The sequence below is a fragment of the Flavobacterium saccharophilum genome, from assembly GCF_900142735.1.
GTDB lineage: Bacteria > Bacteroidota > Bacteroidia > Flavobacteriales > Flavobacteriaceae > Flavobacterium > Flavobacterium saccharophilum.
Genome location: NZ_FRBY01000007.1, coordinates 208,380 through 222,934, shown reverse-complemented (window position 1 = coordinate 222,934; position 14,555 = coordinate 208,380). Strand labels below are relative to the sequence as shown.

Annotated in this window: 10 protein-coding genes; 6 read left to right on the top strand and 4 right to left on the bottom strand. The window is 36.7% G+C overall.

Features of this window, described 5'->3' with window-relative positions; genetic code table 11:
* Positions 1–4: 4 nt before the first annotated feature.
* On the bottom strand, positions 5–496 hold the full coding sequence (locus tag BUA98_RS21455; RefSeq protein WP_072975939.1) for a DUF4280 domain-containing protein: 492 nt from the start codon (positions 494–496) through the stop codon (positions 5–7).
* A gap of 426 nt (positions 497–922) precedes the next feature.
* Between BUA98_RS21455 and BUA98_RS21450 the strand changes: the two genes are divergently transcribed.
* Both BUA98_RS21450 and BUA98_RS21445 read left to right on the top strand, forming a co-directional pair.
* Positions 923–3,829, top strand: coding sequence for an FAD-binding and (Fe-S)-binding domain-containing protein (locus BUA98_RS21450; RefSeq protein ID WP_072976060.1), 2,907 nt, complete (start codon positions 923–925; stop codon positions 3,827–3,829).
* 357 nt (positions 3,830–4,186) lie between these two features.
* Positions 4,187–6,124 carry an amino acid permease gene (locus BUA98_RS21445; protein ID WP_072975937.1) on the top strand — a complete coding sequence of 646 codons (1,938 nt, stop codon included), beginning with the start codon at positions 4,187–4,189 and terminating at the stop codon, positions 6,122–6,124.
* Positions 6,125–6,456: 332 nt separating this feature from the next.
* Here BUA98_RS21445 and BUA98_RS21440 read toward each other — a convergent pair whose 3' ends face one another.
* The gene (locus tag BUA98_RS21440) at positions 6,457–7,662 is read right to left on the bottom strand and encodes an aminotransferase class I/II-fold pyridoxal phosphate-dependent enzyme (RefSeq protein ID WP_072975935.1); all 1,206 of its coding nucleotides are present in this window, start codon (positions 7,660–7,662) and stop codon (positions 6,457–6,459) included.
* Between the two features lie 348 nt (positions 7,663–8,010).
* On the opposite strand from BUA98_RS21440, the gene BUA98_RS21435 reads away from it, so the two are divergent.
* The 3 genes from BUA98_RS21435 (at position 8,011) to BUA98_RS21425 (ending at position 10,993) form a co-directional block, all read left to right on the top strand.
* Complete coding sequence (locus BUA98_RS21435; RefSeq protein WP_072975933.1) at positions 8,011–8,469, top strand: Lrp/AsnC family transcriptional regulator; 459 nt, start codon at positions 8,011–8,013, stop codon at positions 8,467–8,469.
* Positions 8,470–8,884: 415 nt separating this feature from the next.
* The gene (lpdA, locus tag BUA98_RS21430) at positions 8,885–10,288 is read left to right on the top strand and encodes a dihydrolipoyl dehydrogenase (RefSeq protein ID WP_072975931.1); all 1,404 of its coding nucleotides are present in this window, start codon (positions 8,885–8,887) and stop codon (positions 10,286–10,288) included.
* A gap of 162 nt (positions 10,289–10,450) precedes the next feature.
* Positions 10,451–10,993, top strand: coding sequence for a lipocalin family protein (locus BUA98_RS21425; RefSeq protein ID WP_072975929.1), 543 nt, complete (start codon positions 10,451–10,453; stop codon positions 10,991–10,993).
* A 449-nt stretch (positions 10,994–11,442) separates the two neighbouring features.
* Here the strand turns inward: BUA98_RS21425 and BUA98_RS21420 are convergent, their stop codons facing one another.
* Both BUA98_RS21420 and BUA98_RS21415 read right to left on the bottom strand, forming a co-directional pair.
* Positions 11,443–11,817, bottom strand: coding sequence for a DoxX family membrane protein (locus BUA98_RS21420; protein ID WP_072975927.1), 375 nt, complete (start codon positions 11,815–11,817; stop codon positions 11,443–11,445).
* Between the two features lie 210 nt (positions 11,818–12,027).
* Entirely contained in the window at positions 12,028–12,924 is an 897-nt protein-coding gene (locus BUA98_RS21415; RefSeq protein WP_072975925.1) for a DUF4349 domain-containing protein, read from the bottom strand.
* 219 nt (positions 12,925–13,143) lie between these two features.
* Here BUA98_RS21415 and BUA98_RS21410 point away from each other — a divergent pair, with 219 nt between their 5' ends.
* On the top strand, positions 13,144–14,430 hold the full coding sequence (locus BUA98_RS21410; RefSeq protein WP_072975923.1) for an anthranilate synthase component I family protein: 1,287 nt from the start codon (positions 13,144–13,146) through the stop codon (positions 14,428–14,430).
* Positions 14,431–14,555 lie beyond the last annotated feature (125 nt).

Genomic DNA, 14,555 nt, shown 5'->3' with positions numbered 1-14,555 from the left:
TATTTTATTTACAAATTGCATCATGGTCCTCTAAACTTTCTCTAAACTCAGCCATATTAACCAGTGGATTAATTTGATTGCTTATCATATCATTGGCATTCCTGACGTTTTGTTTGCTGAGCTCGGCTTTTTGTCCGTGTTTGTCCACCGTAATACAATCGGGACCGCCAATTGGGCAGGTCGCCTTGCTGTCCTCCACTAAAATTTTGCCTTGATTACTCAGCGTTACTTTTTCATAAGGGCCATTCCATTGCGTTATTACAGCCTGACAAGGTTTGTAACTGCTTCCCGTGGGCTGGAGTTTACAGTTGCCGAAAGTGTTCTTTTCTAAAGTTTGTCCCGTTTCTTTTGTGGTTGCAATTAGCTTTTTTGATGCATCTTTATCATTTGCAAAATGTTTATTCTGTGATTTTACTTTTAAAATATCGGTCTGGGGCTTTTCGCTAAACTTGCATTTTAACGTTGCTCCCTGAACCACTACGTGTTTTCCGCTCATGCTCTGGTTTTTTAATTAGGTATTTGGGTAGTAATTGTATATAATATTATTTTATATTGTAAATAAAATCTTATAATTAACGAATATAATATTTTTATTAAAATAAAATAATTTTCTTACAAATTTTAACTTTGGATAAACCTTCTTATGAAAAAGAGTGCCCTAGCCCTGATAGAAGTGGAAATCCTTTTGTGCCGTGGTTCGGCGCAAAAGATTGAAACGGATAGCAGGAAATAGCTCCTAATAAAAAATGAAATTCCAATAAATGAAATTGAAATCCCAATATTAAAAATCCCAAATTCCAATTTTCAAAAGCCTTCGACTCCGCTCAGAATGACAATCGTGGAAAAAACCTCTGAACCTTTGTCCCTTTGCACCTCTGAACCTAAAAAAAAACTTATTTTTGTCAAATCATATTCAGCAAAAATGTCACTACTTAAGGATTTAGAACAATTATCAGCATCGTTGGAAGGAACACTTTTATACGATGATCTTCATAAAACACTTTATTCGACCGATGCTTCGGTGTACCGGATTAAACCCAAAGCGGTTGCCGTGCCTAAAACGATCGCAGATATTAGTAAACTGATTCGGTTTGCGGGGGAGCATCAAATTTCGATTACGCCAAGAACGGCGGGAACTTCGCTGGCCGGACAAACGGTCGGCAACGGAATTGTGGTCGATGTTTCCAAGAATTTTACTAAAATCCTGAATTTCGACCCGATTAAAAAAACAGTTACGGTCGAGCCAGGTGTGATTCGCGATGAACTTAATTTGTTTCTGAAACCTCATGGCGTGTTTTTCGGCCCGAATACTTCGACTTCCAACCGCTGTATGATTGGCGGAATGGTGGGCAATAATTCTTCGGGAACGACTTCGATTCGCTATGGCGTGACGCGCGATAAAATTGTGGAGATTAAAGCGATTTTGAGCGACGGATCGGAAGTGGTTTTTAAGGAACTGACTTCGGCGGAATTTATCGAAAAAACCAAAGGCGATACCTTAGAAAATAAAATATACAAAAGCGTTTACGACGAACTTTCGGTAAAAGCAACGCAGGATGAAATTGTAAAAGAGTTTCCGAAACCGGAGATTCACAGAAGAAATACGGGTTATGCCGTTGATATTTTACTGAAATCGGATTTGTTTGGAGGAACGGAACCGACCATAAACCTCGGAAAATTACTCTGCGGAAGCGAAGGAACTTTGGCCTTTACGTATGAGATTACCTTAAAAGTTGACGATTTACCGCCGGCTAATAATATTATGGTGGTGGCGCATTATCACAGCATTCAGGAATCGCTGGAATCTGTTGTGGTGGCGATGAAACATCATTTGTACACCGCAGAAATGATCGACGACACGATTCTGGATTGTACCAAAACGAATCGCGAGCACATTAAAAACCGTTTCTTTTTGGTTGGAGAACCGAAAGCGATTATGATGTTTGAAGTGGCTTCGCACGACGCACAAGATGCCGAAAATCAGGCGAATGCTTTAATTGCTGATTTAGAAAAAAACAACTTTGGCTATGCACTTGTAAAAATTTACGGAGCGGATATTGAAAAAGTAAACGAATTGAGAAAAGCCGGCCTCGGACTTTTGGGAAGTATCGTAGGAGACGACAAAGCAGCCGATTCGATTGAAGATACTGCAGTTGAGTTGAGCGATTTACCGGCTTATATTGCGGAGTTTTCGGCGATGATGCTGCGTCACGGACAAGGTGCGATTTATTATGCGCATGCGGGTGCGGGCGAACTGCATTTGCGTCCGGTTTTGAATTTGAAGAAAACATCTGACTTAAAATTATTTAGAACCATCGCGACCGATGTGGCGATTTTGGTGAAGAAATACAGAGGTTCGCTAAGCGGGGAACACGGCGACGGAATTGTGCGCGGCGAGTTTATTCCGTTTATGATTGGCGAAACGAATTATGAATTGCTGAAACGCATTAAACTGGCTTTTGACCCGAATTCGGTTTTGAATATCGGGAAGATTGTGAACGCTTTAAAGATGGATGAAAACCATCGTGTGGTTTCGGGCAGGGTAGAACCGGACATTAAAACGTTTCAGGATTTCTCAGACAGTTTAGGGATTTTGCGTGCGGCAGAAAAATGCAATGGTTCTGGCGATTGTAGAAAATTGCCATCGGCAGGAGGAGCGATGTGTCCGAGTTATCGCGCGACGAAAAACGAAAAAGAAACAACGCGTGCGAGAGCGAATGCGTTGCGTGAATATTTGACGTATTCTGAAAAAGAAAACAAATTTGACCAGAAAGAATTATACGAAGTTTTTGAGTTGTGTGTAAGCTGTAAAGCTTGCGCCAGCGAATGTCCGAGTAATGTGGATGTTGCCACTTTAAAAACAGAATTTTTATACCAATACCAAAAAGCAAACGGTTTCTCTACCCGAAATAAGATTTTTGCTCACAACGCAAAACTGAATAAAATGGGAAGTTTGTTTCCGTCAATCACCAACTTTATTTCGAATCAGTCGCTGGTTAAAAAAAGTATGGGAATTGCGCCTGAGAGACAAGTGCCGCTTTTAGCAAAAAAGACTTTCAGAAAATGGCATGAAAACCACAAACCTACAGTTACGGATTTTCCGAACGGAAGATTGTACTTGTTTGTAGATGAATTTACCAATTATTATGATGTAAATATAGGAATCGATGCTTTCGAATTATTAACTAAACTAGGTTATCAGGTTTTGGTTATCGACCATGAAGAAAGCGGAAGGGCGTATTTATCTAAAGGTTTTTTGGAAGAAGCAAAAAAAATAGCCAATCACAATGTCAACATTTTTAAAGATTTGGTTTTAGGCAATGCGCCTTTGGTGGGTATTGAGCCTTCTGCCATTTTAACTTTCAGGGATGAATATCTTCGCTTGGCTGATGATAAAGAAGAAGCAGAGAAGTTATCCCAAAATGCTTTTACCATTGAAGAATTCTTTAAAAAAGAAATTATCGATGGTAAAATTAAACCGGATTCTTTTTCGGATGAAAAGAAAGAAATCAAGATTCACGGCCACTGTCATCAGAAATCATTGAGTTCTGTTGAAGCGACTTTTGCCATGCTGAATTTACCAACCAATAATACGGTTACGATTTACAATTCGGGCTGTTGCGGAATGGCAGGATCTTTTGGTTACGAAAAAGAACATTACCAGGTGAGTATGCAAATGGGAGAAGATACTTTATTTCCAAAAGTGCGTGCCACGGCTGAAAATGTAAAAATCGCCGCTGCAGGAACAAGCTGTCGCCATCAAATTTATGATGGAACGAGTAGGGAAGCACAGCACCCGGTTAGTATTTTAAGAAGCTGCCTTAAATAATTTTAGATTTTAGATTTTAGATTTTTGTTTAGCCACAGATTAAAGGATTAAAAGGATTTTTTCACGCAGTCCCGATAGCCATCGGGAGGCATTTTAGCAGATTTAATTTTGATTTAGCTATGAATAAAATCTGCGCGCATCCGCTTAAATCTTTTTAAATCTGCGTGAAACAAAATTCGGGGAAATTAGTGTAATTTGTGGCTAAAAGAACTTCGTGCCCTTGCGCCTTCGTGGCAAAAAATAATTCCCATTAAAACAAAATCGTTTTATATATTTGAAATCAGGATAATTTTTGCATTATTTGCAAAATAAAACCACAAAGACCGACATAAATTAATTTTAAAAGCAAAACCACATATGGCATTATCAGGTTTATTCCGAAAAAAAACGGTACAAGATATTCTCAAGCAAGTTGCAAAGAACGAAGCAGATGGTCATAATGCATTAGGAAAACATTTAACGACCAGGGATTTAACTGCATTCGGAATCGCAGCTATTGTTGGAGCAGGTATTTTTAGTACCATCGGAAAAGCAAGTGCTGATGGTGGACCAGCCGTTATTTTCTTGTTTTTGTTTACAGCTTTGGCTTGTAGTTTTGCTGCATTTGCTTACGCCGAATTTGCCTCTATGGTTCCGGTTTCAGGAAGTGCTTATACGTACTCTTATGTAGCTTTTGGCGAACTTATTGCCTGGATTATCGGTTGGGCTTTAATCATGGAATATGCCGTCGGAAATATAACCGTGGCGATATCGTGGAGTGATTATTTTACGGGACTGCTCCAGAGTGGTGGAATACATTTACCGCAATGGGTTCAGATGGATTATCTAACGGCTTCAAACGGATTTAATGATGCCACAGCATTAATGCAGGGCGGAAAAACATACGAAAACTTAGGTGCAGGATTACAGGCAGCTTATACCGCCTGGACAACAGCACCAACAATAGGTTCTTTTCACTTTGTTGCCGATTTACCTGCTTTGTTCATCATTGTGTTGATTACAGCTTTGGTTTACCGAGGAATGAAAGAATCTCGTAATGCGAGTAATGCAATGGTGGTTGTAAAACTTTGTATCGTTCTTTTAGTTATTGCAGTGGGTGTATTTTATGTAGATACAGCCAACTGGGATCCGTTTGCTCCAAATGGCGTTAGCGGTGTATTAAAAGGTGTGTCAGCTGTTTTCTTTGCTTATATTGGTTTTGACGCGATTTCGACAACGGCCGAAGAATGTAAAAATCCACAACGAGATTTACCTCGCGGAATGATGTGGGCGATTATTATCTGTACGATTTTATATATTGCCATTGCCCTGGTTTTAACCGGAATGGTACGTTATAACGAATTGAATGTTGGAGATCCTCTTGCATTTGTTTTCGATAAATTAAACTTAAAATGGATGTCCGGAATTATTGCCGTAAGTGCAGTAATTGCTATGGCGAGCGTTTTATTGGTTTTCCAAATGGGACAGCCTCGTATCTGGATGAGTATGAGCCGTGACGGTTTATTGCCAAAGAAGTTTTCTACTGTGCATCCAAAATTCAAAACACCATCTTTTGCAACTATCGTAACTGGTTTTGTGGTTGCCGTTCCGGCTTTGTTTTTAAACTTAACAATGGTTACCGATTTATGTAGTATCGGAACTTTATTTGCCTTTGTACTGGTGTGCGCGGGAGTTTTGGTTTTACAAAACAAGACTGATATTCCAAGAGGGAAATTCAAAACACCTTATGTGAACTCAAAGTATATTTTGCCGGTTTTAATGATTGCCGGAATCTATTACGCTTTTGCTTTCAACAATAAAGCGACAATGGCTTTCATTAATAACGAAGCGCAAACAAACGATGCAACGACGATTATTACGTCTTTAGATAAAGAAGAATCAGCGAAAGTTTTCAGTTATTTGGAAAGTATCGATGTTAAAAATAAAACTGCCGAAACTTCAGATTTAGAACATTTATTAAGCCAATACCAGGACGACGACGCTAAATATGCCGAAGTTGTAAAAGGTTTACCAATCAACGATTCTCTAAAATACGAATCAGGTTTCAGTTTATTCAAACACAAAATTCCAATGTGGATTTTCCTTTTCGTTTTGGTTGGATTAGCCGTTTGGTCATTCAAACAAAACTTGTCTTTAATTCCGCTTTTAGGATTAATCTGCTGCCTGTACATGATGGCCGAATTAAGTGTTTGGAATTGGATTTACTTCACAATCTGGTTGTTAATTGGGTTGTTTATTTACTTTACTTATAGTAGAAAGAATAGTAAGCTGAACTTCCCTGAGGTTAGAGGTTAAGAGTCAAAAGTTATATGTGAAAAGCCGTTCTGAGATTGATCAGAACGGCTTTTTTTATTTTTTATCGCGTTTTATGTCATTCCGACGGAGGAGGACACGAGCGATAGCGAACTGGCGAAGCAATCCCCGCAAGTAGCTCCGCACAGAAATCACCAATCTTTGTCGAGCTACTTGCGGGGATTTCTCGTTCCTCGAAATGACAAATTGGTGTGGTTACTGTCTCAGTAAAAAAAATCGCCACGAACTCACGAATTAATTTGTTTTAAAAATTCGTGAATTCGTGGCGAAAAATTTTAATCTAATAATCTAAGATGTCTAAAATCTAAGCTAGTCTATTTTAAAATCCCAAGCTCCACCATACAAGCCTTCATCATCTCATAAGTACGCTGAATATCGTTATCCAATCCAATAGAAAAACGAATCAAACCATCTGTCAATCCCATTTCAGCTTGTTCCTCTAACGGAATTTCGCTTGAAGTTGAAGTTCCGGGCGCGCTGAAAAGTGTTTTGTAAAACCCTAAACTTACCGCCAAATAACCTAAGTTTCTTGCCTGCATTAATTCCATTAATTCATTCGCCTTCTCTAAAGTTCCAACGTCAATCGTCATCATTCCGCCAAAACCATATTCCGGATTAATCATCGTTTTATATAACTCATGACTCGGGTGGCTTTTCAATCCAGGATAAACCGTTTTCAAACCATCCGCTTCAAATTTGTCAGCTAGAAAATGTGCATTATGACTGTGTTGTTTGATACGGATATGAAGCGTACGAAGATTTTTCATTACCGAAGCCGAACGCAAACTGTCCATCGTTGGTCCCAAAAGCATGCTCGCTCCGGAGTTTACATTTTTCAGTGAATTGATAAATTCTTTAGAGGCACAAGTTACACCACCAACGGTATCACTGCTTCCGTTGATGTATTTCGTCAAACTGTGAATCACAATATCAGCACCTAATTTTGCAGGAGAGACAGATAAAGGCGAGAAGGTATTATCAACTACCAATTTCAAATTATGCTTTTTTGCAATTTTTGCCAAACCAGCAATATCAGCAACTTCCAACAAAGGATTACTTACGGTTTCACAATAGATAACTTTCGTTTTTGGTGTAATCGAAGCTTCTACAATATCCAATTTTGTGATGTCTACAAAGCTCGTTTCAATTCCGAATCGAGGGGTGAAATTTTTCAAAAAAGCATACGTTCCGCCATAAATAGTTCGGCTTGACACAATATGGTCGCCCGCACCGCAAAGCTGCAATAGCGTAGGCGTAATCGCACCCATTCCAGAAGCTGATACGTTTGCCGTTTCCGTTCCTTCCATCGCCGCCAAAGCCTGATCCAAATACAAATTACTTGGCGACGAATGACGCGAGTACAAATAACAACCTTCCATATTTCCTTCAAAAGTGTCGAACATCGTTTTTGCCGAAAGGAAAGTATAAGTAGAAGAATCAGAAATCGAAGGATTCACACCCCCAAATTCTCCAAAGTATTGCAAATCCTGAATTTTATCTGCCGGATTAAAGTCTTTCATATGTTTTAGTTTTTTTTGTTTCAAGTTTTAAGTTTCAGGTTTCAAGTTGTTTGAGTTTAAAGCCTGGTTAGTATAAAATTTAGGAGCTATTTCCTGCTATTCGCTATATCTTTTATGGTGAACCCCACCATAAAAGGATGCCGCTTCTATCAGGGCTAGTGCACTCATTTTCAAAAGAAAATCAGTCCAAAATAACATCTAATAAGAAAATTAATCAATGATTTACTTAATAATTAGATTTTAAAACTATAAAAATGACGTGTGAAAGATTTTTAGTTTAAATTTGTTCGATTAAGTCCAAATTCATAGATTTTTTTTCAGCAGAACAATAATCAACAATCAACAATCATGACCTTAGACGCCACTGATAAAAAACTCCTGGTTCTATTACAAACCGACAGTAAAAAGACTACCAAAGAATTATCCTTAAAACTGAATCTTTCGGTAACAGCAGTTTACGAAAGAATAAAAAAACTGGAGCGAGAAGGAATTATCAAAAACTACGTAGCATTGGTTGATAAATCAAAAATCGAAAAAGGTTTTGTGGTTTTCTGTCACTTAAAACTCATTCAACACACCAAAGAATTCCTAACCAAATTCGAAAGCGAGGTCATCAAACTAAACGAAGTTTTAGAATGCCATCATGTAAGCGGAGATTACGACTACATATTAAAAGTATTAGTAAAAGACATGGAAGCCTACAGAGAATTTTTGGTAACCAAACTGACAACCTTGCAACATATTGGAAGCACACAAAGTACCTTTATGATTAGTGAGGTGAAGAATTCGACAGTGATTTCTTTTTAGAGATTCTAAGGTTCTGAGTTGCTGAGGTTCTAAGTTTAGGTTCAAAGGTTTTTATTCTCATTTTCTGTCATTTCGACGAAGGAGAAATCCTCGCAAGTAACTCCGCAACGAGAACCCAATCTTTGTCGAGCTTCTCGCGAGGATTTCTCCTTCGTCGAAATGACAAACAGAACGATAAAACCATTCACTTAAAAAAAACTTCGCGACTCTGCGACTTTGCGAGATTAGAAAAACAAAAACTTTGCAAACTTAACAGTAAAACCCACAATCCTTTTTTAAAAAAAAACTTCGTGTCTTAGTGCCTTCGTGGCAGAAAACCAACACCTCAAAATTCACACAAAAAACATTGAAATTTAAACTTTAAACAAAACTTTATTCCTTAATTTTGTATCGCTAAAAATAAAATAGACAAACTATGAGTTCATTTGACGTAGTCATTATAGGTTCAGGTCCTGGCGGATATGTATCAGCAATTCGTTGCGCACAATTAGGTTTCAAAACAGCAATTGTAGAAAAGTATAACTCTTTGGGCGGAACTTGCCTTAACGTAGGTTGTATTCCTTCAAAAGCATTACTTTCTTCTTCTCATCATTATGCAGAAATTGCTCATTTCGCAGATCACGGAATCGAAGTTTCTGGTGATGTGAAAATCAATTTAGAGAAAATGATCGCGCGCAAACAAGCAGTTGTAGATCAAACCGTAGGTGGAATCAACTACTTAATGGATAAAAATAAAATCACTGTTTTCAATGGTTTAGGTTCTTTCGTAGACGCAACACATATTGCAGTTGCAAAAGCTGACGGAACATCTGAAACTATCGAAGCAAAATATACTGTAATCGCTACAGGTTCAAAACCATCTTCTTTACCTTTCATCAAAATTGATAAAGAAAGAATAATCACTTCTACTGAAGCGTTGGCTTTAAAAGAAGTTCCAAAACACTTAGTAATTATTGGCGGTGGAGTTATCGGAATCGAGCTTGGACAAGTTTACCTTCGTTTAGGAGCTCAGGTTTCTGTAGTAGAATTCATGGACAGAATCATTCCTGGAATGGACGGAGCTTTGTCTAAAGAATTGACGAAAGTATTGAAAAAACAAGGAATGAAATTCTACGTTTCTCATAAAGTAAAATCAGTTGAAAGAAACGGTGATGCTGTTGTAGTTCAGGCTGAAAATGCTAAAGGAGAAACTATCACTTTAGAAGGAGATTATTCATTAGTTTCTGTTGGTCGTCGTCCTTACACAGACGGATTAAACGCTGACAAAGCTGGAGTGAAAATTTCAGACAGAGGACAAGTAGAAGTAAACGATCATTTACAAACTAACGTTCCAAATATTTACGCAATTGGAGATGTTGTTCGTGGAGCAATGTTGGCACACAAAGCAGAGGAAGAAGGAACTATGGTTGCTGAAATCTTAGCAGGTCAAAAACCGCATATTGATTATAACTTAATTCCTGGTGTAGTTTACACTTGGCCAGAAGTTGCTGCAGTTGGACAAACAGAAGAGCAGGTTAAAGCTTCAGGAACAGAATATAAAGTAGGTAGCTTCCCATTCAAAGCTTTAGGTCGTGCAAGAGCAAGTGGAGACTTAGACGGATTCGTGAAAATCATTGCTGATGCTAAAACAGATGAGGTTTTAGGAGTTCACATGATTGGAGCACGTACAGCTGACTTAATTGCTGAGGCGGTTACGGCAATGGAATTCAAAGCTTCTGCTGAAGATATTTCAAGAATGAGCCACGCGCATCCAACTTTCGCGGAAGCGGTAAAAGAAGCAGCATTAGCAGCTACTGACAACAGAGCGTTACACGTATAATTTTACGTAAATCATATTTAAAACCCATCATTCCCAATCTGGGAGTGATGGGTTTTTCTTTGCTGTAATTTTATGGTTCATAAAATATAAAATTCAAAAATAATTTTGTAAATTAGATGTGTAATTCAGGTGCTATCTTTACTTATATAAAAAGATAACATTATGAAAAGTAAATATATAGCTCCAATTCTAATAGGAGCAGGAATTGCATTTGTACTTACTTCGTGTAAATCAACTATTCCAAAAAAAGCGGTTGCAGTCACTAATTTTGACAAAGCAAAGTATCTTGGAAAATGGTTTGAAATTGCAAGATTAGATTATAAATGGGAGAAAAATTTAAACAACGTAACGGCTGAATATTCTCTTAAGGATGATGGCACGATTAAAGTTGATAACAGGGGCTATAATGTCAAAAAAGACAAATGGGAAGAAAGCATCGGGAAAGCCAAATTCGTCAAAAAGGACAATGTTGGTATGCTTAAGGTCTCGTTTTTTGGTCCTTTTTATTCCGGTTATAACGTAATTGCCGTTGATCCGGATTATAAATACGCACTTGTAGCGGGAGAAAGTTTAAAATACATGTGGATTCTTTCCAGAGAAACGACTATTCCTGAAAGTGTAAAAGCAGATTATCTTATCAAAGCACAGGAAATTGGCTATAATGTTACAGATCTCGTTTGGGTCGAACATAATAAAGCCAATTAAGACCAACATGAAAACCTGTGGAGCAGCAAAAAAAATTACCGCAAAGCGCGCAAAGTTTTTTTCTGCTGTGTTTACAGGATCTTTAATAAGTTCGCAAAGCTATATGTAATTAACCTTTGTGGGCCTTGGGTAAATCCTTTGCTAACATTGCGTTTAAGCAAACCAAAACCTGTGATAAAGTACAAAAATACCACAGAAAACACTAAATTTTATTCTTAGCTTTTATAAAAAGTTAAAGTTCAGAACTTTGTATTGATCTAGCTTTGTGAACTCTGTGTTTTCTACAGCATTCAAAAGATAAAAATCTTAGTGATCTCCGTAGTAAAAAATAATTATTCAATACATTCTTTATATTTTTCCACAGCATTTATCGTGGACCGGCCAATAAATAGCAAACCCGACAAGTTCTAAATTTGTCGGGTTTGTTATTTAAAGTTGTAAGGTGAAATTTATGCTTTAAAAACACTTTTGTAATTATCCCAATATCTGTAAATTAAGAATAAGTTAGCCAGGAATAATAATGCCGCAATTGGCAAACCTTCCGGAGCTAAGAAATAATTAATAAACAAAATGTTTACCGTAATGGGTAAGATCAAAATATTAGCCAATGTTACATAACGTCCTGTTACAAATGCAATTCCGCAAAGTAGTTCGATTGATTTAGCTAAAGGCATTAAATACGTCGAAGCCATTAAACCTACATTAAAGGCTTTGAAATTTCCTGTAGTTTCTGGTTCAGGCATTAGGTGGAAAAAATAACTGATCGAAGCAAAAAGCAGCAAAAGACCAATTAACACACGGACAATAATTGTAGCAATTTTCATAATACTTAGGATTTTTAAGAGGTTAAAAAATATAATTATCTGCTGGAAATCGTATATATTGAATGTCCTTGTCAAAAATGAAATTCTATTTTAAAGATCATTTTATTGAGGATTTTGTAAGCAAAACAATTCTATTTTGGGATTAATTGAATGCTATATCAAATATAACGATTTTTTCATTACGATATTGCTATTTTATTAACACTTTTCTTATTTCTTAATGTATCTTTTATAAAGAAAAAATCCACCTAAAGTCAGTAATATAAAAGGCCACAGATTTATAAAGAACACTAATATTGCCTGAAGAATATACCAGCCGTTTTTTAGAGAATCAATAATTTGAATTCCTAAATTAGGTTTGTAATAAGCAGAATCTTTTTCGCCTGCGGTTATTTCCTGTTTAATGGTTTCGTTTTGATAAAGCTGTAAAGTAACGGTGCTGAAATTAATTTGATCCTGCATCGATAAATGATCAATAGTTTTGCTATCATTCGCTTCTTTTTGGTTGGCTAAAGCATTTTCAGCTTCCATAATATCATTTATTTTTTTGCCTTTAGTATCGATTGCTTTTTCAACTCTTTTTTCATTTGTAGAACTTCTTTTTTGTGAAAGCTGATTGGCTAATAGCTTCAAAGAAACATCATCGGCTTTGATCACTCTGAAATCCAGGAAGTCGATTTGTCTGGCAATACTTTTAATTACAGTATCAAGCTGGGTGTTGGGAACACGGATTGTAATATTATTTTCTACTGAAAATTTGGTAGTCTCCAGCGTACTGTCCTGGCTTATTTTAGTTTTAATCTGATCATGAATATTGCTTTGCAGGTTGGTGTACGTAACAAAGCCTCCAAATTTTGCTACGGCGTTTTCAATTGCATAAGTAGATTTGACGACGTTTTTAACCTTGAACTTGATATCAGCTGTTCGAATAAATTTCTGTTTGCTGTCTTTTTTCTCGACCGCAGCCGATGACGAAACAGCCGTGCTGTCTGCCGTAGATTCATAATTTGCAACATCTGCCGTAGCCGTAGAATCTGCTTTTTTACAAGAAAATAGTAATGCGATAATCACCAAGGTAGTCAAACCTAATTGTTCAATTGTTTTCATAAAGGTTATAAAATTTGATTAATAAATAGACTATTTACACGATGTAAACAGGATTTTGTACGTAATAAAAGCGCGAGTAATTTTTTAATCAAATGGCAAGAAAAGTTTTAATAATTAGCACTAATTCGATATACTAAAAAGTGTGCCAATAATTTTTGAGGATTACTTTATTGAAGGATTTTTTTTGTCGTAATTTTGAAGTCTAAAATTTATACTTTTTTGAGAGTTTCCATTCATAAACCTATTTCAAATCCAGAGCAGTTTAAACAGCAGCTTCTAACTTGGTCACAGCAATTTCGTGAGGTTGTTTATTTAGACAGTAATTCGCATACGCAACAATATTCCAATTTTGATTGCGTACTGGCGGTAGATGCTTTTACCTCTTTAAAAACCGATTTCCAAAATGCTTTTGACGATTTAAAACAATATCAGCAAACCACTAAAGACTGGCTTTTTGGTTATTTGACGTATGATTTAAAAAATGATGTTGAAGAGTTGAAAACGGCTAATTTTGACGGATTAAATTTTCCGGATTTGTTTTTCTTTCAGCCCAAAAAAATATTTTTATTAAAAGGAAATCAACTTGAAATCAGATATTTATTGCTTTGCGATGATGAGGTTGAAGAGGATTTTAATGAGATAGTCGAAAGTCAAAAGTGGAAAGTCGAAAGTGCGGCAGCTTTAAAGATTGAACAGCGTATTTCTAAAGAATCTTATATTGAAAAAGTAAATGAAATGCTTCATCATATTCACATTGGAGATATGTATGAAGCGAATTTCTGTATGGAATTTTATGCAGAAAATGCCATTATCAATCCGTTGGAAAAATTTTTAAAATTAAATGAAATTTCGAAGGCACCGTTTTCGGTTTTCTTTAAAAATCACAAACAATATTTACTTTCGGCTTCACCAGAACGTTATCTGAAAAAGGAGGGAGAAACTATTATTTCGCAGCCGATAAAAGGAACTTCAAAGCGCTCTTCGAATCAGATTGAAGATGAAAAGTCAAAGCAATTCTTAGAATCAGATTCAAAAGAAAGAGCCGAGAACATCATGATTACCGATTTGGTCAGAAATGATTTGTCGCATACTGCACAAAAAGGTTCTGTAGAAGTTGCAGAGCTTTGCAAGATCTATTCGTTTCTACAGGTGCATCAAATGATTTCGACGATAACTTCAAAGCTAGATTCTCAATATGCTCCGGTCGATGTTTTGAAAACGACTTTCCCAATGGGAAGTATGACGGGAGCTCCGAAAATCTCAGTAATGAAAATTATAGAAAATCTGGAAGAAACCAAACGTGGTTTATACAGTGGAGCAGTTGGTTATTTTACGCCAGAAGGTGATTTTGATTTTAATGTCGTGATCAGAAGTATTTTGTACAATCAGGAAAATGAATACGTTTCTTTTTCAGTAGGAAGCGCCATTACAGCACAATCTGATCCTGAAAAAGAATACGAAGAATGTCTATTGAAGGCAAAGGCAATGCATGAGGTTTTGCGATAAAAAAGGTTTGCCACGAATTTCACGAATTGGCACTAATTTTTTTTTAACTAATTCAATTTCACGAATTATTATTAGATGAAAAATATTGCCCACAGATTTATGGATTAAAATGATTAAAAAAAGTT